The organism is Streptomyces rubellus, assembly GCF_036323805.1.
GTDB lineage: Bacteria > Actinomycetota > Actinomycetes > Streptomycetales > Streptomycetaceae > Streptomyces.
Window position 1 is genome coordinate 25,272 of record NZ_JAZDCX010000014.1, and the last position, 20,176, is coordinate 45,447.

The following is a 20,176-nucleotide window of genomic DNA, read 5'->3' on the forward strand; positions in this document are numbered from 1 at the left end:
GGCGCGGCGCGGAAGGGCGGCACGGTGGACGGTTCCGGGGAGGGACGGACAGTGGCGGGCGGACAGCGGTGAGGTACTACACCCGGAAGCTCGGGTTCTATCTGGTCGCCCTCTGGGCGGCGCTGACCCTGAACTTCTTCATTCCGAGGATGATGCCGGGCAACCCGGTGGACACCCTCATGGCGAAGCTGCAGCAGCGCGGCGGTGCGGCCGACCCGTCGATCCGCAGGTCCTACGAGCTTCTCCTCGGGACCGACACCGGGGACCCGCTGATCAGCCAGTACCTCTCGTATCTGGCGGGCATGCTCCGCGGTGACCTGGGCGTCTCGGTCAGCGTCTTCCCGGCGGCGGTCTCCGACGTCATCCTCGAGGCACTGCCCTGGACGATCGTGCTGGTGGGCGTCGCGACCCTGCTGTCGTTCCTGCTCGGCATCGGCCTGGGCGCCGTCGTCGGCTGGAAGCGCGGTTCGTGGCTCGACTCGCTCATCCCGGCCACCACCGTCCTGGCGGCGGTGCCCTACTTCTGGCTGGCGCTGATCCTGGTCGCGGTCTTCGCCTCGGCCCTGCGGTGGTTCCCCGTCAACGGCGGCTACGACGTGATCCTCGACCCCGGCTGGAACGGAGAGTTCCTCGCCTCCGCCGTCTACCACGGCATCCTTCCCGCCCTGACCATCGTGATCTCCTCGGTCGGCGGCTGGCTGCTGGGCATGCGGAACATGATGGTCTCCACGATGTCGGAGGACTACGTCCTGACCGCCCGGGCCAAGGGCCTGCGCGACACCCGCGTCATGACCCGCTACGCCGCCCGCAACGCGGTCCTGCCCTCGGTCGCCGGTTTCGCGATCTCCCTGGGCTTCGTGGTCTCCGGCTCGGTCATCACCGAACAGGTCTTCTCCTACCCGGGCATCGGCATGAAGCTGCTGCAGGCCGTGGAGAACAACGACTACGCCCTGATGCAGGGGATCTTCCTGGTCATCACGGTGGCGGTGCTGGGCGCCAACCTGGTCGTGGACCTGCTGTACGGCCTCATCGACCCCCGCACCCGCGCCGGCCACTGACGCCGCCGACAGCGAGGAACCGACACCGTGACCAACATCGACCCGTCCCCCGGAACCGCCCCGGACGGCACGGCGGTGGACACCCCCATCGGGACCACCGGTGCCGGGGCCGCGCCCCGGTCCGCCGGGGGCGGCGGCTGGCGCTCCCTGCTGCCGCGCCGGTCGGCCAAGCTGGGCGTCGGCCTCGGCCTGGTCGCCGCCATCGCCCTCTTCGGGATTCTCGGGCCGCTGTTCACGGGCGATCCCGGCACGGTCCGCGACATCGGCATGACGGCTCCCGGCGGGGGGTTCCGGCTGGGCACCACCCAGACCGGCCAGGACGTGTTCGCCCAACTGGCCCACTCCACCCGGGGTTCCCTGCAGATCGGCCTGCTGGTGGGCGTCCTGGCCACCGTGCTCTCCGCGGTCTTCGGTGTCATCGGCGGCTATGCCGGCGGAGCGGTGGACGAGGGCTTCTCCCTGCTCTCCAACGTCATGCTGGTCATCCCGGGCCTGCCGCTGGTGATCGTCATCGCCGGCTTCGTGCCCGTCCGGCAGCGCGGCTGGTGGACGATCGCGGTGGTGCTGGCGATCACCGGCTGGGCGGCCTCCGCCCGGGTGCTGCGCGCCCAGACCCTCTCGCTGCGCAACCGCGACTACGTCGCCGCGGCGAGGGTGGCCGGCGAGAAGCCGTGGCGAATCGTTTCTGTGGAGATCCTCCCCAACCTGCTGCCGCTGATGGCCTCGCAGTTCGTGTTCGCCGTCATCCTGGCCATCCTCAGCGAGGCCGGCCTCTCCTTCCTGGGGCTGGGCGCGTCCAACTCCGAGACGCTCGGCAAGATGCTCTTCCACGCCCAGAACGGCTTCGCGCTCCAGCACGGGGCATGGTGGTGGTTCGGACCCCCGGGGCTGGTCATCGCGCTGTTCGGCTGCGGCCTGGCCCTGATCAACTTCAGCATCGACGAGATCATCAACCCCAGGCTGCGCACCGCCCCCGCCCCGGCCCGCCGCAACCGCCGCGCCCACCGGGACGCACAGGCCCGCCGGAGGCGCGAACGGTCCGTGCCCCGGCGCGACGCCGCCGGCAGTGACGCCGTCCTGACCGTCGAGGGCCTCAACGTGGTCTACGGGGGAGAGCCGCCCACCCACGCCGTCAAGGACGTCTCGCTGACGCTGGGCCGCGGCGAGATCCTCGGTCTCGCCGGCGAGTCCGGCTGCGGCAAGACCACCCTCGCGTACGCGGTCAACCGGCTCCACCGGCCGCCGGCCGAGGTGACCTCCGGCTCGGTCGTCTTCCACGACCGCGACGGCACGGACATCGACCTGCTCTCCCTGGGTGACGAGGAACTGCGCGCCTTCCGCTGGTCGAAGCTGTCGATGGTCTTCCAGGGCGCGATGAACGCCCTGAACCCGGTGATCTCCGTCCGCGCCCAGCTCGAGGACGTCCTCACCACGCACCGGCCCGGGATGTCCGCGGCGGAGCGCGAGGAGCGGTGCGCCGAGGTGCTGCGCCTGGTGGGCGTCGACCCGCGGCGGCTGGACTCCTTCCCGCACGAGCTCTCCGGCGGCATGCGGCAGCGCGTCATGATCGCCATGGCGCTGCTGCTCGACCCCCAGGTGATGATCATGGACGAGCCCACCACGGCCCTCGACGTGGTCGTCCAGCGCGGCATCCTCGCGGAGATCCTGCGCTTCCGGGACGAGCTCGGCTTCGCCGTCCTCTTCATCACCCACGACCTGCCGCTGCTGCTGGAGCTGAGCGACCGGATCGCCGTCATGAAGGACGGCGAGGTGGTCGAGTACGCCGCCGCCGAGGAGATCCACCGGCGGCCGCGGCATCCGTACACCCGCGAGCTGCTCGACTCCTTCCCCAGCCTCACCGGTGAGCGGGGCGCGTTCGTCCGCACCGGGGAGTCCAGTGCCCGCGAACGCACCGGGACGACAGTGAAGGAGGCGGGCCCGCGATGACGAGGCTCGAGGTCCGCGGTCTGGTGAAGGACTTCACCCTGCGCTCCGGTCTGCGCCGGTCCCGGCTCCGAGCGGTTGACAACGTTTCCTTCACCCTGACACCCGGCCGGACGGTCGCCCTGGTCGGCGAGTCCGGGTCGGGCAAGTCCACGGTCGCGAGGATGATCGCCCGGCTGGAGAGACCCACCGCCGGGGAGATCACCGCCATCGCGCCCGACGGCGCCCGGGTGGGCGACCGCGCCTACCGCGACCACGTGCAGATGGTCTTCCAGGACCCGTTCGCCTCCCTCAACCCCTTCCACACCGTCGAGCACCATCTGGCCCGCCCGCTGAGACTGCACGGCCGGGCGAAGGGCGGGGAGGAGGCCCGCCGCCTGGCCGAGCGGCTCCTGGAACGCGTCAGCCTGACCCCGGCCGCCGACATCGCGCGCCGCCGCCCCCACGAGCTCTCCGGCGGCCAGCGCCAGCGGGTGGCGATCGCCCGCGCCCTGGCACCGGGCGCCCGGGTCGTCGTCGCCGACGAGCCGGTGTCCATGCTGGACGTCTCCATCCGGCTGGGCGTGCTCAACCTGCTCGCCCGCCTCCAGCGCGAGGACGGCCTCGCGGTCCTCTACATCACCCACGACCTCGCCACCGCCCGGCACTTCTCCGACGACATCCTGGTGATGTACCGCGGGCGCGTGGTCGAGCGAGGGCCGGCGGACGAGGTGATCCTCGGTCCCCGGCATCCGTACACCAGGATCCTGGCGGCCGCCGCGCCCGACCCGGAGGCCCGCGGCCGGGACCGGACCGGCGGGGCGCCGGCGCCGGAACCGGCGGGCGGCCCCGTCCTCCCCGGCGGCGGTCCCGGATGCGCCTTCCGGGACCGGTGCCCGGCGGCGACGGGGATCTGCGGCCGGATGCCGGAGGACTTCGCGGTGGGCCCCGGCCACTACGCCAAGTGCTGGCTGTACGCCGGGGATTCCGGGACCGCCGGGGCCACCGGGGCCGAAGGCGACGGCCGGGGCGCGGAACCGCGGGCCGGAGCCGGGGGCGCGGCCTCCGCCCCCGCCCCCTGACCGCCGCTCGCCTCCCCCGCGCCCCGGATCCGGACTCAGACCCGGGTCGCGCGCAGCAGCACCAGCCGCTCGGGGTGGAGCACCGGTGCCTGGAGGCCTGCGGCGGCCAGCACCCGGCCCGGCAGGCGTACGCCCTGGGGCGTCCACCACGGCAGGGGCACGCCCCAGTGGTGGGGGTTGCCGTCGGGCAGGTCGCCGGGGGGCTGCGGCCGTACGCGGTACACCGCGCCGGGGTCGAGCCCGGGCAGCCGGACCGGCCCGGGCGGATACAGCTCCGAGGTGGCCGTGGCGACGAGGGCGTACAGCGCGTCGGAGCCGTCGGCGGCCACCACGCCGTGCAGCCGGAGGGCGGGGTCCGGATGATCGGCGTGGACGGCCGTGCCGGTGTGGAGCAGGCCGCGCAGCTCCTTGTACAGGGCCACCCACTCGCCCAGCCGGGCCAGTTCCCCCGGGGACGCCGCGGTCAGGTCCCACTCGATGCCGAAGTGGCCGAACAGCGCCGTGCCCGCCCGGAAGTCGAGCGGATGGCGGCGTCCGGTGGTGTGCGCGGTGCCGGCACCCACGTGGGTGCCCATCAGCTCCAGCGGGATCAGCGCGTTCGTCCAGCGCTGGACGCCCTGCCGCTCCAGGGCGTCGATGCAGTCCGAGACCCACACCCGGTCGGTGCGCCGGAGGATCTCCAGGTCCACCCGTCCGCCGCCGGAGGAGCAGGACTCGATCTCCACTCCCGGATGGCGGCGGCGCAGCTCGTCCAGCAGCCGGTAGACCGCCAGCGTCTGGCCGTGCACGCCCGCGCGGCCGGTGGGCCGGTGCCCGGCCTCCACCAGATCGCGGTTGTGGTCCCACTTGAGGTAGGAGACCGGGTACGTGCCCAGCAGCTCGTCCAGGCGCGCCAGGAGGTGCGCGTACGCCTCGGGGCGGGCCAGGTCGAGCACCTGCTGGTGGCGGGCCGCGCCGGGCAGCCGGCCGCCGGTGGCCATGATCCAGTCGGGGTGGGCGCGGGCGAGGTCGGAGTCCTCGCTGATCATCTCCGGCTCCACCCAGATGCCGAACTGCAGGCCCAGCCCGGTCACATGGTCGGTCAGCGGCCGCAGGCCGCCGGGCCACGCCTCGTCCGAGACGTACCAGTCGCCCAGCGCGCGCCGGTCGTCGCGGCGCGCGCCGAACCAGCCGTCGTCCAGGACGAAGCGTTCGGCTCCCACCGCGGCGGCGGCGTCGGCCAGGGCGCGCAGCCGCGACAGGTCGTGGTCGAAGTAGACGGCCTCCCAGGTGTTGAGCGTGACCGGCCGCGGGGCCGCGGGATGGTGCGGCCGGGACCGCAGCCAGCGGTGGAAGCGGGCGGACACCTCGTCCAGGCCCCGCCCGTACGAGCCGTACTGCCAGGGGGAGGTGTAGGACTCGCCCGGCGCCAGTTCCACCTCGCCGGAGAGCAGCAGCTCGCCGGAGCCCAGCAGCGAGACGGAGTGGAAGGTGCGCTCGGCGAAGGTGCGGTGGTTGCCGGACCAGGCGGTGTGCACCGCCCACACCTCGCCCGAGCGGTTGCCGAAGCCCGCCGTACCCGCGGCGAGGAGGTAGGCGCTGTCGTGGCCGGTGCGTCCGGTGCGGTTCTCCCGCATCCGCAGCCCCTGGGTGAAGGCGGTGCGCTGCGGGCCGCGCTCGCGCAGATGGTGCCCGGTGAAGTCCAGCAGCTCGGTGGCGACGGCGGGCACCGGCAGGGTGAGGTGGAGCGCGTCCAGGGCGAAGGGGGAGGAGCCGCGGTTGGCGACCGCCGCACGCTGGCGCACCAGTCCGGCGGGGGTCAGCTCGATCACCAGCTCCAGGTCCAGTCCGGCTGCGGGATCACGGGCGCGGACGGTGACGCGTCCGCCCCGGTCGGCACCGGGGGAGGAGGAGTGCCCGGGGACCGTCCATGCCGTCTCGCGGACGGTGAAGGCCGTGGAGAAGTCCTTCCCGCCGCGGTTGCCGGCCAGCCCGGGGGTGCCGAGCCAGCCCGCCGACTGCTCGGGCAGCACGGCCACCTCGACGGGATCGTCCACCGGGAAGCCGATGGGCTGGGGCGTCCGCGCGAGCCGGAGGTCCGTCAGCTCCCCGGGGCCGAGACCGCCGAGGTCGGCACCCCAGTGCAGCACCCGGGGAAGGGTGCCGCCGGTCAGGTCGAGCACCAGCCCGACGCCGGCCGCCCGCAGCTGTGTCACCTCGGGGGGCGCGGCACCGGAGGGAGCCGGGGAACCGGGGGAAGGCGGGGGAACGGGACGCGGTGCCACGGTGGGTCTCCGTCCTGGCCGGGCGGGCCGGGGGTGCCGTTGACTTACTTTGTTCGGTGGCGTAAGAATCTCGGGCGACGATACCCGGCCCGTGGCGGCGAAATCCACCGGTCGCCGGCCGGTGCCTCCGGCAGACCGCGATCCCGGCCCTCCCGGCCGTTCCCCTCCGTCCCGCCGTCCTCCTCTGCTCTTCCGCCCCTTCCCCGACCCGCCCGCCGCTCCGCCCGGCGGAGCCGACCTAGGAGTGAGCGCCGATGATCCGCCGAACCCTGCACGACGGCTGGCAGTTGTCGGCGACCGCGGGACCGGTCCCCCCGGACGTCGCGGGGCGGACGGTGCCGGCCACCGTGCCGGGCAGCGCCCATCTGGACCTGCTGGCGGCCGGTCTGATCCCCGACCCCTACCTGGACCGAGCCGAGGCGGAACTGGTCTGGGCGCACCGCACCGACTGGCGGTACGAGCTCGCCTTCGAGGCCGGCCCGCCCGCCCCCGGAGAGCGGGTGGACCTCGTCTTCGACGGCCTGGACACCGTGGCGACGGTCGAACTGGACGGAAGGACGCTCGGCAGCACGGCCAACATGCACCGCGGCTACCGGTTCGACGTCCGCGAGGCCCTGCGCGGCGGCGGCTCCCACCGACTGGCCGTCTCCTTCCGCTCCGCCCTGGAGTACGCCGAGGAGACCGAGCGGCGGCTCGGCCGCCGCGCCCACGTCTACCCGCACCCCTTCAACATGGTGCGCAAGATGGCCTGCAGCTTCGGCTGGGACTGGGGCCCGGACCTGCAGACGGCGGGCATCTGGAAACCGGTGCGCCTGGAGCGCTGGCACACCGCCCGGCTGGCCCGGGTGCGTCCGCTGGTGACGGTGGACGCCGACGGCACCGGCCGCGCCGAGATCCACGTCGACCTCGAACGCTCCGGCCGGGGCGAGGACACCCCGCTGGAACTGACCGCCGGTGTGGCCGGCCGCACCGGACGCGTCACCGTGCCCGCGGGCGGGACGAGCGCGGTCGTCACCGTCACCGTCCCCGGCGTCCGGCTGTGGTGGCCCGCCGGCCACGGCGACCAGCCCCTGTACGACCTCGACGTCACCCTCGGCGCCTTCGGGGCGGACGGCCGCGCCGGCGCCGGGGAGCCGCTGGACACCTACGGGCGCCGCGTCGGCTTCCGCACCGTCACCGTGGACACCACCCCCGACGAGATCGGCACCCCCTTCACCGTCACCGTCAACGGCAGGCCGCTCTTCGTCAAGGGCGCCAACTGGATCCCCGACGACCACTTCCTCACCCGCGTCACGCGCGAGCGGATCGAGCGCCGGGTGGACCAGGCGGCCGGCGCCCATCTGAACCTGCTGCGGGTGTGGGGCGGCGGCATCTACGAGACCGAGGACTTCTACGACGTCTGCGACGAGCGCGGCATGCTGGTCTGGCAGGACTTCCCCTTCGCCTGCGCCTCCTACCCCGAGGAGGAGCCGCTGTGGAGCGAGGTCGAGGCGGAGGCCCGGGAGAACGTCGCCCGCCTCACCCCGCACCCCTCCCTGGCGCTGTGGAACGGCGCCAACGAGAACATGTGGGGCTTCCGGGACTGGGGCTGGCCCGAGCAGTTGAAGGGCCGCACCTGGGGCCTGCGCTACTACACCGAACTGCTGCCGTCGATCGTGGCCGAGCTCGACCCGACCCGCTTCTACTGCGCCAACAGCCCCTACAGCCCCGGCGCCCCGGCCGACGGGCTCCACCCCAACGACCAGGACCACGGCACCCGCCACGAGTGGGAGGTGTGGAACCGCGTCGACTACACCCACTACCGCGACCACATCCCGCGGTTCTGCTCCGAGTTCGGCTTCCAGGGCCCGCCGACCTGGGCGACCCTGACGAAGTGGATCCACGACGAGCCGCGGACCCCCACCTCGCCCGCCTTCCTGCTCCACCAGAAGGCCGAGGAGGGCAACGCCAAGCTGGACCGCGGCATGGCCCCGCACCTGCCCGTCCCCAGGACCTTCGAGGACTGGCACTGGGCCACCCAGCTCAACCAGGCCCGCGCGGTCGCCTTCGGCATCGAGCACTTCCGCTCCTGGTGGCCGCGGACCGCCGGCGCGGTCGTCTGGCAGCTCAACGACTGCTGGCCGGTCACCTCCTGGGCCGCGGTGGACGGCGACGGGCGCCCCAAGCCGCTGTGGTACGGCCTGCGCCACGCCTGCGCGCCACGCCTGCTGACCGTGCAGCCCCGCGAGGGCCGCCGGGTCCTGCTCGCGGTCAACGACCACGACGAGCCCTGGACCGGTGAGCTGCGGCTGGAGCGGCAGACCTTCGCGGGCACCGTGCTGCGGAGCACCGGGCTCGCCCTGGACGTCCCGCCCCGCTCGGTCGCCCGGACGGAGCTGGCGGCGCCGCTGACCGGTCCGGGGAACGCCCGGGAGGAGGTGCTGGTGGCCACCGCGGGCGGGGTACGCGCCGTGCACCTCTTCGCCGAGGACCGCGAGCTGGCGTACGACCCCGAGCCGCTCAAGGCGGAGGCCGTCGCGGTGCCCGGCGGCTACCGGGTGGACGTGCACGCCGCGTCGTTCGCGCGCGATGTGGCGATCCTGGCCGACCGGGTCGCGCCCGACGCGGTCGTGGACGAGATGCTGGTGCCGATGCTGGCGGGGGAGCGGCGCTCCTTCACGGTCACCACCGCGGCCGGCATCGATCCGGCAGCGCTGACGGGACCGCTGGTCCTCCGTTCCGCCAACGCCCTGAGCGCTCCGGCGGCACGGTCCTGAGCGGCCGCGGGGCGGCGCGGCGGCCGGGCGGCCGGGACGGGGCCCGGACGGAACGGGCGGAGCCGATCGAGTGGGGCCGGGCAGGGACGAGCAGGGGCGAGTGGGGATGAGCGATGGGTAGCGCCGACTTCTCGGGAGCCGTCGGGCTGGTGCTCGCGCGCCCCGCGCGACTGCTGGGCACCGAGCCGTTCTTCATGGAGTTCATCGCGGGCATCGAGGAGCGCCTCGCCGAGCGCGGTCTGTCCGTCCTGCTGCATGTGGTGGCCGACCAGGAGGCCGAGATCGCCGCCTACCGGCGCTGGGCGGCGCGGGAACTGGTCGAGGCGGTCCTGGTGGTCAACCGCACCGTCGGCGACCGGCGGCCGTCCGTCCTGCGCGAGCTGGCGCTGCCGGCCGTGCTGGTCGGCGGGGGCGGTGCGGACGGCGGCGGGAGCGACCCGGCCGGGCCCGTGATCCGCACCGACGACGCCGGCCCGGTGCACGAGGCGCTCGCCCGGCTGCTGGACCTCGGCCACCGGCGCATCGCACGGGTCGGCGGCCCCGCGGACCTGCTGCACACCCGGGCCCGTACCGCGGCCCTGACCGAGGGGTGCCGGGCGGCCGGCGTCGAACCGGTCGTCGTCGAGGGCGACTACTCGGAGGAGTCGGGCGGGCGGCTGACGAAGGCGCTGCTGCGCGGGCCGGACGCGCCCACCGCGATCCTCTACGACAACGACGTCATGGCCGTCGCGGGACTGGCCGCGGCGAAGGAGCTGGGCGTCGCGGTACCGGAGCGGCTCAGCCTGGTCGCCTGGGACGACTCGACCATGTGCCGGCTCACCTCGCCACCGCTGACCACCATGAGCGTGGACGTGCACCGGTACGGCGTGCTGGTCGCCGAGTCGGTACTGGAGCTGATCGACGGACGGCCGGTCGCCGAGCGGTGGTCTCCCACCGCCCGGTATGTGCCGAGGGGGTCCACCGCGCGCTGCGGCGTCGCGTCCACCGCGTAGCGGAGGGCGCGTCCCGGACGGCCACCGGATGCCATCCGCCTCAGACGGCCTCAAGGCGTCTCGTCCGTCTCACACGTCCCGTCAGTTTCGGCTGCGGGAACCCGGGTACCGGAGCTGCCGGACCCGGGCCGGGCCGCCCGACGACCTACGGAGAGCAGATGAGCGCAACCGGCGCATTCACCCCGCGGACCGCCGTGATCACGGGGGCGGACTCGGGAATCGGCCGTGCCACCGCCGTACGCCTGGCCGAGCGGGGCATGGACGTCGGCATCACCTGGCACACGGACGAGGAGGGCGCCCTGGCCACGGCCGCCGAGGTGCGCGAGAAGGGCCGCCGGGCCGTCGTCGCGCGGCTGGACCTCACCGAGCTGCCCGGCGCGGCGGACACCGTCGACCGGCTCGCCGACGAACTGGGCAGGATCGACGTCCTGGTAAACAACGCGGGAACCGGCACCGCCACGCCCTTCCTCGACATCGGTCCCGACACCGTCCGGAAGGTCCTGGACACCGATCTCGTGGGCCCCTTCCTGTGCTCCCAGCGCGCTGCCCGCCGCATGATCGAGCAGGGGGACGGCGGCCGGATCGTCAACGTCACCAGCGTCCACGAGCACCAGCCGCGGGTGGGTGCCGCGCCCTACTGCGCGGCCAAGGGCGGGCTCGGCCTGCTCACCCAGGTCATGGCCCTGGAACTGGCCGCGGACGGGATCACCGTCAACTCCGTCGCGCCCGGCGAGATCGCCACCCCGATGACCGGCCAGGAGGACACCGACGTGACCACCGAGCCCCGGCCGGGCATCCCCGCCGGGCGGCCGGGTGACGCACGCGAGGTGGCCGCCGTGATCGCCTTCCTGGCCGGCCCGGAGGCCGCCTATGTCACCGGGGCCTCCTGGGCGGTCGACGGCGGGATGCTGCGGATGGGGCCGCAGGCCGGTTCGCATCTGCCGGACGACTCCTGGCGCCGCCCCTGACCGGTGGGCGGGGCGGCCCGGATTGCTCCGGTTGGTGGCCGCCGGTTTTCCCGCGGCGCCGCGAGAGGGCAGCATCGTGTCGCCGGGTGACGCACGGCGAGATGCGGCGGCACGGCGAGATACGGCGATACACGGCGAGATACGGTGTGGTGATCGGCAGTGACGGAGACCGCGCGCGCCTCTCAGGGGGTTCCCTGCTGGGTCACCCTGCTGGTCCCCAGCCTGGAGGCGGCCCAGCACTTCTACGGCGAACTGCTGGGCTGGCGGTACCGACCCGGCTCGCAGAAGCTGGGCCACTACATGATCGCGCTGGCCGGGGACACGGCGGTCGCCGGACTGGGCGAGGCCCGGGACACCCTGCGGGTCCTCACCGCCTGGACGGCGTACTTCGCCACCGACAGCGTCGACGCGGCCGCCGGCCGGGTGCGGGAGCGCGGCGCCACCGTCGCGGTCGGGCCGGTCGGATTCGGCTCGGGCCGGGTGGCCTGGGCCGCCGATCCCGCGGGAGCGGTCTTCGGGATCTGGGAGGGCGGCACCGACCCCGAGTGGCGCAGGGGCGGCAGGCCCGGCGCCCCCGCCTGGCTGGAGCTGATCACCCGGGACTCCTTCGCCGCCGCCCTCTTCTACGGGGAGGTCTTCGGCTGGGACCGGGCCGATCCCGACCGCTACGACATCCGTTACGAGCACGACCGGGTGCTCCTGCGCGTCGACGGGCGCACCGTGGCGGGCATCAGCGGCGGAGCGGTGGAGGACGCCCCCGACCCGCGCGTACGGCCGCACTGGCACGTCCACTTCCGGGTCGACGACGTCGACGCGACGGCGGCCAGGGCCCGGGCTCTGGGAGCCGAGGTGGTCGAGGGCCCCGCCCGGACGCCGACGGGACGGCTGGCGGTCATCCGGGACCCGCAGGGCGCCGTGTTCTCCGTCGAGGCATCCGCGTCCCGGTGACCGGGGTCGGGGAAGACCGAAACCTGGTGGGGTGCGCGGGGTCACCACTTGGGGAGTCGTGGCGGTGTTCGAAGGGAGAGGGGGCGGGCGGCGGTGCAGGCGTTGGAGGTCCCGCGTGCGGTGGCCGCGGCCGTGTCGGCCGCCTCGTCACTCGGTCTGGCGGCCGAGGACGCGGTCGTTCTGCAGGACTCGAACAGGCTCACGCTGCGTCTGCTGCCCTGTGACGTCGTGGCCCGGGTGGCACCTGCGGCGGACCAGGTCGCGCGGTCCGAGGTCGAGCTCGCTCGGCGGCTCGCCGGAGCCGGGTGCCCGGTGGCCGCCCTCGAGCCGCGCGTGGAGCCGTGTGTCCATGAGCGGGACGGCTTCGCGGTCACGCTGTGGACCTACTACGAGCCCGTGACGCCCCGGGAGGTCTCACCGGCCGACTACGCCGGTGCGCTCGGGCGGCTGCATGCCGGCATGCGCGAGCTCGACGTCCCGGTGCCGCGCTTCACGGACCGGGTCGAGCGGGCTCAGCACCTCGTGGCGGACCGCGACCGCACTCCGGCGCTCGCCGACGCGGACCGGGAACTGCTCGGTGCCACGCTGCGGAGCCTGGGACGGGTGATCGGCGAGCGCGGCGGTGCCGGGCAGCCGCTGCACGGCGAGCCGCACCCGGGCAACGTGCTCGCCACGGAGGGCGGGCCGCTGTTCGTCGACCTCGAGACGTGCTGCCGCGGGCCCGTCGAGTTCGACCTCGCCCATGCGCCCGAAGAAGTCGGCGCACACTACCCGGGGGCCGATCAGGTTCTGCTGCGCCAGTGCCGGATCCTCGTACTGGCGATGATCACGACATGGCGCTGGGACCGGGACGACCAGCTCCCCGGCGGGCGCCGGCTGGGCACACAGTGGCTCGGCCGGATCCGGGCGGCGCCCGGTCGCGACGGCCTGGACACTCCTGGCTGACCGCGGCCCTGCGAGGTCGTGGCCCGCCGGCTGCCGGTGCCGGGACCCACCGTGATCCCGGCCCTCGCCCTGGCCCGCCGCGGGCGAGACCCGGTCGCACCTGCCGACGGCTCGATCACCGCCCGGACTCCGCCGGGACGAGGCGGACATCGCCGGTCGCGGCACGTGCCGCCGCGGTCCGCGACGCGCCGATCGGGGTCCGCTCCCGAACGGCGCGTCCAGTCGGGACGCAGACCCCGGCAGGCTGCCGCACGGCCCGGTAGCCGGCTGACGCACGCCCAACGACACCACCCCTGGCCCGATCCGCTGATCCGACCCGGTGGCGCCGCCGCGCTACCGGCCGTTCCCGGCGGCCGGGTCCTCTACGAGGGTGAGCAGTTCCTGCCCGGACACAGCGGTCAGGGACAGGGTGCGGTAGCCCACCGAGTCGAACAGGACGGTGACCCGGTCCTCCTCCTCGCTCATCACCAGGCCCTCGCCCCACTCCCGGTGGCGCACCCGCGCCCCGGTGCGGAAGCGCGCCCCGCGCGGCGGGGCCGGTTCCCCCGCGTGCTCGCCGCGTTCCCGCTCCCGCTCCTGTTCCAGCCGCTCGAACCCCTGCCGCTCCTGCTTCCGTTCCTGCTCCAGCAGGCAGTTGTCGCAGTTGCCGCACGGCGGCTCGTAGTCCTCGCCGAAGTAACCCAGCAGGAAGCGGCGCCGGCATCCGGTGGTCTCGGCGTAGCCGCGCACCATCTCCACCCGGGACCGTTCCAGCCTCCGCCGGGCCTCGGCGACCTCGGCCGCGCGGTCGGCGGCCTCGCGCGGCGAGTCGTCCCCGGCGGGCAGCAGCTCGCCACCGGGGGCGGTGGTCACCGCTCCGGCCTCCTCCAGCAGGTTGACGGCCGCGGTGAGGCGGGCGGACGACAGGCCGGTCCGCCTGCGCAGGCGCGCGGCGGGCAACGGGCCGCCGTGCCGCCGGATCCGGGCGGCGACATCGGCCAGCACCCGGGGGTCGGGGCTCCCGGCGGAGAAGAACCGCCGCAGCCCCAGGTCCTCGGGCCGGTAGTACAGCACGGCCGACGCCGGGGCGCCGTCCCGGCCCGCCCGGCCGATCTCCTGGTAGTAGGCGTCGGGAGAACCGGGCACGGAGGCGTGCAGCACGAACCGCACGTCGGGCTTGTCGATGCCCATCCCGAAGGCGGAGGTGGCGGCCACCACGTCCAGCTCGCCGCCGAGGAACGCGTCGTGCACCCGGGCGCGGTCGCCCGCGCGCATGCCCGCGTGGTATGCGACTGCGGACAGGCCGAGGTCCACCAGCCGCGCCGCGCAGTCCTCCGCCTCCCGGCGGGTGGCCGTGTAGACGATGCCGGGGCCCGGCTCCGCGGCGGCTCGCTCCGCCACGGCCCGGTGCTTCTCCTCGTCGTCGGTGAAGCGGTGCCCCTCCAGCCGCAGGTTCGGCCGGTCGAAACCGGCGACGATCCGCGCCGGATCGGCCATGCCCAGCCGGTCGGTGATCTCCTCCCGGACGGGCGGGGCCGCCGTGGCGGTCAGGGCGAGGACGGTGGGACGGCCCAGACGCCGCACCACATGTCCCAGGCGCAGGTAGTCCGGGCGGAAGTCGTGACCCCAGGAGGAGATGCACTGGGCCTCGTCGACGACGAACAGGGAGGGGGAGAGCCGGGCCAGCCGCTCCACCACCTCGTCCTTGGCGAGCTGCTCGGGGGAGAGCAGGAGGTACTCGGCGTCCCCCCGGCGGACGGCCCGCCAGGCGTCGGCGGTCTCAGCGGCGGCCTGGTCGGAGTTGATCGCGACCGCGCCGGGGGCGTCGCTCTCCCGCAGGCCCTCGGTCTGGTCCCGCTGGAGCGCGATGAGCGGGGAGACCACCACGGTGGGGCCGGGCAGCAGCACCGCGGGCACCTGGTAGACGGCGGACTTCCCCGCCCCGGTGGGCATCACCACCAGGGTGTCCCGCCCCCGCAGCACCTCGGCCATGGCCCCGGCCTGGCCGGGGCGCAGCTCGGACCAGCCGAAGACATCGGCGGCGACATGCCTGAGCCGGGCACCGGCCTCTCCGCGCGGGGGACCGGTTCCGGTGGTTCCTGCGGCGCCGGACATGGGCCGCTCCTTCCTCTCCGCCCCGCCCGCCCTTCTCGTCCGCCCTCCCGGCCGGTCCCCGCTCCCCGTCCGCCCCTCCGTGCCTCAGCGGGCGGCCCGGGCCAGGTCCCCAGCGCCGTGTACCCCGTGCACCGTGCCGGGCTCCAGGTGGTACACGGCGAAGGCCCGGCGGATGACCGGCTGGGCGACGTTGCGCACCTTCACCCCGCCGCTGGTGAGGCCGTGCTCGGTGCCCGCGTGGGCGTGCCCGTGGACGGCCAGGTCGGCACCGGCGGTGTCCACCGCCTCGGCCAGCAGGTAGCTGCCCAGAAAGGGGTAGATCTCCAGCGGTTCCCCGGCGAGCGTGTCGGGCACCGGGGAGAAGTGCGTCAGGGCGACGCGTACGGCGCAGCCCTGCCGCCCCAGGTCCTCCAGCGCGGTCCGCAGGCCGTCCGCGCAGCCGCGGGTGTAGCGGATGAAGTCCTTCATGGCCCGCTCGCCGAACTCGCTGCCGCAGCGTCCGGCGAACCCGCCGCCGAAGCCCTTGGTGCCCGCGACGCCGACCCGCGTCCCGCGCACGTCGACGACCGTGCCCCCGCCCTCCAGGACGGTCACGCCCGACTCCCGCAGCAGGGCGGTGACCTCCTCCGGACGCTCGTCGTGGTGGTCGTGGTTGCCCAGTACGGCGATCACCGGCACACCCAGGCCGGAGACCTCCTCGGCCACGACCCGGGTCTCCTCCAGGGTGCCGTGCCGGGTCAGGTCACCGGCGAGGAGCAGGAGGTCGGCACACTCGGGCAGCTTCTCGAAGGCCGGGCGGAGCACTCCGGCGCTGTCCGGTCCCATGTGGATGTCGCCGACGGCTGCTATGCGGATCATGCGAGTTCCTCCGGGCGGTCGGGGGCGGTGGCGTCGGCCACGACGATGTCGGTCCGTACCGGCACGCCGGCCAGCTCCTCCCGGGCGACGCGCTCGACGGTCTCACGGCACTCGGCGGTGGGGACGGTACCGGTGACCACGACGGCGTCGCCGCGGGACTCGATACGCATGCCCAGCTCGGCGATCTCCTCGCGGACGAGCCGCTCCTGGAGATGGGCGATGCGGTACTCGGTGTTCCCGGCACCGGCACCGGCACCGGCGCCTTCCCCGGAACCGGCCCGGCGGGCGTCACGGTCCATCATGGGACTCCTCCTCCGGCTCGACGACCTGCAGGCGTTCCAGCAGGTAGAGGAAGGCGCCCGGCATCGGATCCGCGCCGCACTCACGCCGCACCCGGGACCAGTCGACCTTCTCCCGCAGCGCCCGGGCGATCGGCAGGACGGCGCCGAAGTCGCAGTGGTGCTCGGTGAAGGCGGTCAGCAGGCTGGCGACCAGGTCGGTCACCGACAGCACGGGCATGTGCACCGACTCCACGGACAGCCGGTCGGCCCGGTCCAGCAGTTCGCGGGTCACCGGCTGCCGCGCCAGCCGGAAGATCAGGTCGATGTCCTGCCCCAGGCAGCGCGCCTTGAGCAGCCAGTCCTCCGGCGGTGTGTACACCTCGAGGCCGGCGTCGCGCAGCGTGGCGGCCACCGCGTCGGCGTCCTCGGGCAGGACGCAGAAGTCGGCGTCGTGCTGGAGGTTGTCGGGTCCGCCGTGCGCGTACACGGCGACACTGCCCGCCAGCGCGAAGGGGTGCCCCGCGCCCTTGAGCAGAGTGGCCACCTGCTTGGTGGCCTCCAGGATGGCCTGGGTGCGGTTGGGGGGCAGCTCCCCGGGCTCCTTGTGATGGTCCCGGGGCCCCGGGCGCTCCCACCCGCCGCCGGGACCGGACACCGGGCGTGGGCGGGGCGGTACGTCCCGCCCCGCCGGAGCCTGGCCGCCCGGATACTCCGTCACAGTCACTCCGATCTCCACGTCTCTCGTCGTTCCCCGCGGCCGCGGTGCTCCGCGGCGTACCGCCGGTGGCACCGCTCCGCGGACGCCGGTCGGGCCCTGCCGGTGTCCGGCCGGGGCCCGAGAGCCTTCCACGAGTGCACCGGTACCCGCCGTCCTCCGTTCGATACCGGTTGACACTGGCGGCGAGGAGGCTCCCGGAGGCGGTGCGCGCCCCACGGGGCGGCCGGGGGAGCGCGGAGGCGCGGCGGGGACGGGCGGAGACGGGGAAACGGAGAAGGGAAAGGGGCCCGGAACGTCCTGGGCGGACGTCCGGGCCCCTGTGTGGACCGGGGACGGGCCGGTCCGGCTGTCATCCGGTGAGCCGGTGCCGGCGGTGGCCGCCGGCGGTGGGGGTGCGGCACCGGGCCGGGTACCGCACCCCGCGGTCAGTCCGGGAGCCCCTCCGGGCACTTCCCGGATCTCGGTCCGGATGGTGTCCCGGGATGAGGATCAGGCCTCCCCGCCGTCACCGCCGTCTTCGTCACACTCCTTCCAGGCGAGCTGGTAGGTGGTGTTGACGGAACCGTCGGTGGAGTCCATCGCGATGAAGCTGGTGGTCTCGGCGGTGTTCGAACTGCCGCCGCTGACCCGCAGTTCGGTGTTGATGTTGAAGTTCCGCAGTTCGCCGCAGGGCGCCCAGGCCAGCGAGCCGACGGGAACCTCGTCGGTCGACTGCCAGTTCTCGTCGTACGGACCCGCGAGCTGGTGGGTCCCCGACCGGGTCTCCGCCTGGCCCTGGAAGAAGTACTGCGCCTTCTGCGTGGCGGTGGCGCCCTTCTCCAGGTAGGCGTAGCCGCGGTAGTTCACGCTCGCGATGGCGTAGGTGAAGCCCTGCGGGACCCGGACGGCCAGGTTGAGCTGGCAGTTCTTCCGGAAGTCCATGGGCTTCGAGCCCACGCCGACCGAGGCGATGTAGTCGCTGTAGGTCACGGTGAAGGCCGTGTTGTCGGGAGCGACGGCCACGGCCGCGGTGCCGAGCGGGCAGCCCGACCCGTTGACCGTGAGGACCTCGATCACCATTCTGTCGGTCGGCGCGTCCTCGAAGTAGGGAGGAGTCGCGACGACGTTCGACGAGAACGACGAGGCGAATAACGCCGCGATCGCGCCGCCGGCAACAAGTGCTCCGGACATGGTTCTCCAATCAATCGTCTGTGAAGCGCGACGGGGCAGAGAGGCCCGACGCGTTTGCCGAGTGAAATCGCCGATTCGCGTCATACCGCGTCTTTGGCGGACATCGCCCGCCGACTGCGGGCACCGCGGCTCCAGGAAAGGAGCGAGGGATTGTGAACACCCCGTTCCCCCGGCCACGGAAAGCTTTCTCCGATTCCCGCGGGCACTGGTGGACACCCCGCCGTCCCAGCGATGGAAGTGGCTGGGACGGCGGGACACCGGTCCGCGTGGTTCGGCTCTCCGTGTCGCCGCCGAAGGGTTTCCCGGTTTTTCGGCACAGCGGAGCGCCGTGCTGTCCGGTACCGGTCGCCGCCCCGGTGTGCCCGTGACGGACACGACCGGTTCGGGGGCGGCCTTCCCTCGGGGTCCTGTCTTTTCCGCTCGCGGCCGAGCCGGACGCGGTTACGCGTGGACCATGCGTGTGCGGATCAGCTCTCGCACTTCTTCCAGGCGATGTGGTAGATGGTGCTCACGGCACCATCGGTGGAGTCCATGGCCATGAAGCTGGTGGTCTCCTTGAGGTTGGAGCTGCCGCCGTCGACCCGGAGCTCGGAGTTGATGTTGAAGTTCCGCTCCACGCCGCAGGGCGCCCAGACCATCTCGCCGACCTCGGCCTCGTCCGTGTGCTGCCAGTTGTTGTCGTACGGGCCGTCGATCTTGTGCGTGGCGGACTTGGTCTCGGCCGAGCCCTGGTGGAAGTACTGCGCCTTCTGCAGCGCGGTGGCGCCCTTCTCCAGGTAGGCGTACCCGCGGTAGTTCACGCTCGCGATGGCGTAGGTGAAGCCGTGCGGGACCTTCACGTTCAGGTTGAGCTGGCAGTTCTTCCGGAAGTCGGTCGGGTGCGAGCCCACGCCCACCGAGGCGAGGTAGTTGCTGTAGGTCACGGTGAAGGCGGTGTTGTCGGGGGAGACGGCCACGGCCGCCGTCCCCGCCGGGCAACCCGACCCGTTGACCGTGTTGACGCCGACCTGGATCTTCTCGGCGGGAACCGTGGAAACCGGCTCCGTGTCCACAGTGGTGCCGGCCAGCGCCGAGGCGAATAACGCCGCGGCCGCTCCACCGGCGAGGAAGACTCCGGACATGACTCTCCAATCGATCGTCGCGAACGCGTCGCAGCCGGAGGGGAACCGGCTCCGTCGGCCCGCGCGGTGGGATGTGCGGGTGTTGCCATCCGGACTCCCGAGAGCTCCCCTTCCGGGACCGGAGCCGGCGGCACGGCCCGGCGTCCGCGGGCGGCCTCCGACAGGGGGCGGTCGTCGGTGCCCGGTGCCCGCGGGGCACGACTCCGGCCGGAGTGCGGCCGGAGCGGTCCACGTACCCGTGCGGACTGTTGCGGACGATGCGGAGCGTGCGGCTGGACGCTGGAGGGCGAGACGGCATCGCGCGACCGGGGAGGTCGCCCATGACCTGGCCTCCAGCTGTCCCGTGGGGGGAGAAGTGGGAGCGCTCCCACAGTAGGGAAGGACGGGCGGCCGGGCAAGGGTGCGTACGGCGTCCGGGAAACACGTCCGAAAGAACGCCCCGTGAAGTGCCCCCGGCGCGATCCCCGGCCCCGCCGACGGTGGGAGGAGAATGCCCCCGCGACGGGAGCGGTGTGCGGCGGACTGTTCTCTCCGGTGGGTTCCTGCGGGTTTTCACCGGAACAGCCGCGACGCCTTGGTGATGTTGTCCGATATTCAGTAGACCGAGTGCCGGAGGATGCCTCCGGATCTCTGTCTCGCGAAGGATCCGTCCTGCCTTTCGACCGCTAATTTCCGCCATCGGGAGCCTTGCCGGAGTCAACCGCCCAGAGGTGATTGTACGGGCGCGGCCTTTCCTGGTTTAAGCGGCTCCTTCCTACCGGTCGGCCGTACTGTCCGGTTAACGGCGCATTTGCCACTGGGACTTCTTCGGTTGCCATGTCTTCTGTTCGGGCGGCGGAGAACCGGCCCGGCGGAAGGGCGGCCTCCGCGGCGTGGGGTTCCCCGGTCCGCGGGGACGCCCGGACGGATGGGCGGGTGCGCGGGTGGCGGGGCCGCCGGGAGCGCGGGGAAGCCTCCGAGCGTGCGGGCGCGCCGGCGCGCCCGCCGGACGCCATGAG

15 protein-coding genes are annotated in these 20,176 nt (G+C 73.7%); 8 read left to right on the top strand and 7 right to left on the bottom strand.

What is annotated here, in order from left to right; all coding sequences use genetic code 11:
* Nucleotides 1–68: 68 nt before the first annotated feature.
* The 3 genes from V1L54_RS17580 to V1L54_RS17590 are packed head-to-tail and all read left to right on the top strand — an operon-like array spanning nucleotide 69 to nucleotide 4,063.
* Complete coding sequence (locus V1L54_RS17580; protein WP_330118979.1) at nucleotides 69–1,058, top strand: ABC transporter permease; 990 nt, start codon at nucleotides 69–71, stop codon at nucleotides 1,056–1,058.
* A gap of 27 nt (nucleotides 1,059–1,085) precedes the next feature.
* The gene (locus V1L54_RS17585; RefSeq protein WP_330118980.1) at nucleotides 1,086–3,005 is read left to right on the top strand and encodes a dipeptide/oligopeptide/nickel ABC transporter permease/ATP-binding protein; all 1,920 of its coding nucleotides are present in this window, start codon (nucleotides 1,086–1,088) and stop codon (nucleotides 3,003–3,005) included.
* The gene (locus V1L54_RS17590; protein ID WP_330118981.1) at nucleotides 3,002–4,063 is read left to right on the top strand and encodes an ABC transporter ATP-binding protein; all 1,062 of its coding nucleotides are present in this window, start codon (nucleotides 3,002–3,004) and stop codon (nucleotides 4,061–4,063) included. The genes V1L54_RS17585 and V1L54_RS17590 overlap by 4 nt, the downstream gene beginning before the upstream one ends.
* Before the next feature lie 35 nt (nucleotides 4,064–4,098).
* On the opposite strand, the gene V1L54_RS17595 is transcribed toward V1L54_RS17590, so the two are convergent.
* Nucleotides 4,099–6,258: an alpha-galactosidase gene (locus tag V1L54_RS17595; RefSeq protein WP_330118982.1), complete on the bottom strand. Its 2,160-nt coding sequence runs from the start codon at nucleotides 6,256–6,258 to the stop codon at nucleotides 4,099–4,101.
* Between the two features lie 323 nt (nucleotides 6,259–6,581).
* Here V1L54_RS17595 and V1L54_RS17600 point away from each other — a divergent pair, with 323 nt between their 5' ends.
* The 5 genes from V1L54_RS17600 (at nucleotide 6,582) to V1L54_RS17620 (ending at nucleotide 12,936) form a co-directional block, all read left to right on the top strand.
* A complete protein-coding gene (locus tag V1L54_RS17600) occupies nucleotides 6,582–9,083 on the top strand; it encodes a glycoside hydrolase family 2 protein (protein ID WP_330118983.1) in 2,502 nt (833 codons plus the stop codon).
* Nucleotides 9,084–9,196: 113 nt separating this feature from the next.
* Nucleotides 9,197–10,075 carry a LacI family DNA-binding transcriptional regulator gene (locus tag V1L54_RS17605; protein ID WP_330118984.1) on the top strand — a complete coding sequence of 293 codons (879 nt, stop codon included), beginning with the start codon at nucleotides 9,197–9,199 and terminating at the stop codon, nucleotides 10,073–10,075.
* 158 nt (nucleotides 10,076–10,233) lie between these two features.
* Nucleotides 10,234–11,043 carry an SDR family oxidoreductase gene (locus tag V1L54_RS17610; RefSeq protein WP_330118985.1) on the top strand — a complete coding sequence of 270 codons (810 nt, stop codon included), beginning with the start codon at nucleotides 10,234–10,236 and terminating at the stop codon, nucleotides 11,041–11,043.
* 159 nt (nucleotides 11,044–11,202) lie between these two features.
* The gene (locus V1L54_RS17615) at nucleotides 11,203–11,991 is read left to right on the top strand and encodes a VOC family protein (protein ID WP_330118986.1); all 789 of its coding nucleotides are present in this window, start codon (nucleotides 11,203–11,205) and stop codon (nucleotides 11,989–11,991) included.
* 93 nt (nucleotides 11,992–12,084) lie between these two features.
* Nucleotides 12,085–12,936, top strand: coding sequence for a phosphotransferase enzyme family protein (locus tag V1L54_RS17620; protein ID WP_330118987.1), 852 nt, complete (start codon nucleotides 12,085–12,087; stop codon nucleotides 12,934–12,936).
* Nucleotides 12,937–13,269: 333 nt separating this feature from the next.
* Here V1L54_RS17620 and V1L54_RS17625 read toward each other — a convergent pair whose 3' ends face one another.
* From V1L54_RS17625 to V1L54_RS17650, 6 genes are all read right to left on the bottom strand, one after another.
* Nucleotides 13,270–15,030, bottom strand: a complete 1,761-nt coding sequence (locus tag V1L54_RS17625; protein ID WP_330118988.1) for a RecQ family ATP-dependent DNA helicase — start codon at nucleotides 15,028–15,030, stop codon at nucleotides 13,270–13,272.
* A gap of 84 nt (nucleotides 15,031–15,114) precedes the next feature.
* Entirely contained in the window at nucleotides 15,115–15,888 is a 774-nt protein-coding gene (locus tag V1L54_RS17630) for a metallophosphoesterase family protein (RefSeq protein ID WP_330118989.1), read from the bottom strand.
* Nucleotides 15,885–16,190 carry a BON domain-containing protein gene (locus V1L54_RS17635; RefSeq protein WP_330118990.1) on the bottom strand — a complete coding sequence of 102 codons (306 nt, stop codon included), beginning with the start codon at nucleotides 16,188–16,190 and terminating at the stop codon, nucleotides 15,885–15,887. The genes V1L54_RS17630 and V1L54_RS17635 overlap by 4 nt, the downstream gene beginning before the upstream one ends.
* Complete coding sequence (locus V1L54_RS17640) at nucleotides 16,177–16,824, bottom strand: nucleotidyltransferase family protein (RefSeq protein WP_330119122.1); 648 nt, start codon at nucleotides 16,822–16,824, stop codon at nucleotides 16,177–16,179. Before V1L54_RS17640 ends, V1L54_RS17635 begins: the two co-directional genes overlap by 14 nt.
* Nucleotides 16,825–17,376: 552 nt before the next feature.
* On the bottom strand, nucleotides 17,377–18,057 hold the full coding sequence (locus tag V1L54_RS17645; protein ID WP_330118991.1) for a DUF4360 domain-containing protein: 681 nt from the start codon (nucleotides 18,055–18,057) through the stop codon (nucleotides 17,377–17,379).
* A gap of 467 nt (nucleotides 18,058–18,524) precedes the next feature.
* Nucleotides 18,525–19,178 carry a DUF4360 domain-containing protein gene (locus V1L54_RS17650; protein WP_330118992.1) on the bottom strand — a complete coding sequence of 218 codons (654 nt, stop codon included), beginning with the start codon at nucleotides 19,176–19,178 and terminating at the stop codon, nucleotides 18,525–18,527.
* Between the last annotated feature and the right edge of the window lie 998 nt (nucleotides 19,179–20,176).

Excerpts from the sequence above, each read along its gene's own strand:
- V1L54_RS17630 (WP_330118989.1), bottom strand. The coding sequence starts at position 15,888 with ATGATCCGCATAGCAGCCGTCGGCGACATCCACATGGGACCGGACAGC.
- V1L54_RS17590 (WP_330118981.1), top strand. The coding sequence starts at position 3,002 with ATGACGAGGCTCGAGGTCCGCGGTCTGGTGAAGGACTTCACCCTGCGC.
- V1L54_RS17625 (WP_330118988.1), bottom strand. The coding sequence starts at position 15,030 with ATGTCCGGCGCCGCAGGAACCACCGGAACCGGTCCCCCGCGCGGAGAG.
- V1L54_RS17610 (WP_330118985.1), top strand. The coding sequence starts at position 10,234 with ATGAGCGCAACCGGCGCATTCACCCCGCGGACCGCCGTGATCACGGGG.
- V1L54_RS17650 (WP_330118992.1), bottom strand. The coding sequence starts at position 19,178 with ATGTCCGGAGTCTTCCTCGCCGGTGGAGCGGCCGCGGCGTTATTCGCC.
- V1L54_RS17600 (WP_330118983.1), top strand. The coding sequence starts at position 6,582 with ATGATCCGCCGAACCCTGCACGACGGCTGGCAGTTGTCGGCGACCGCG.
- V1L54_RS17645 (WP_330118991.1), bottom strand. The coding sequence starts at position 18,057 with ATGTCCGGAGCACTTGTTGCCGGCGGCGCGATCGCGGCGTTATTCGCC.
- V1L54_RS17635 (WP_330118990.1), bottom strand. The coding sequence starts at position 16,190 with ATGATGGACCGTGACGCCCGCCGGGCCGGTTCCGGGGAAGGCGCCGGT.
- V1L54_RS17605 (WP_330118984.1), top strand. The coding sequence starts at position 9,197 with ATGGGTAGCGCCGACTTCTCGGGAGCCGTCGGGCTGGTGCTCGCGCGC.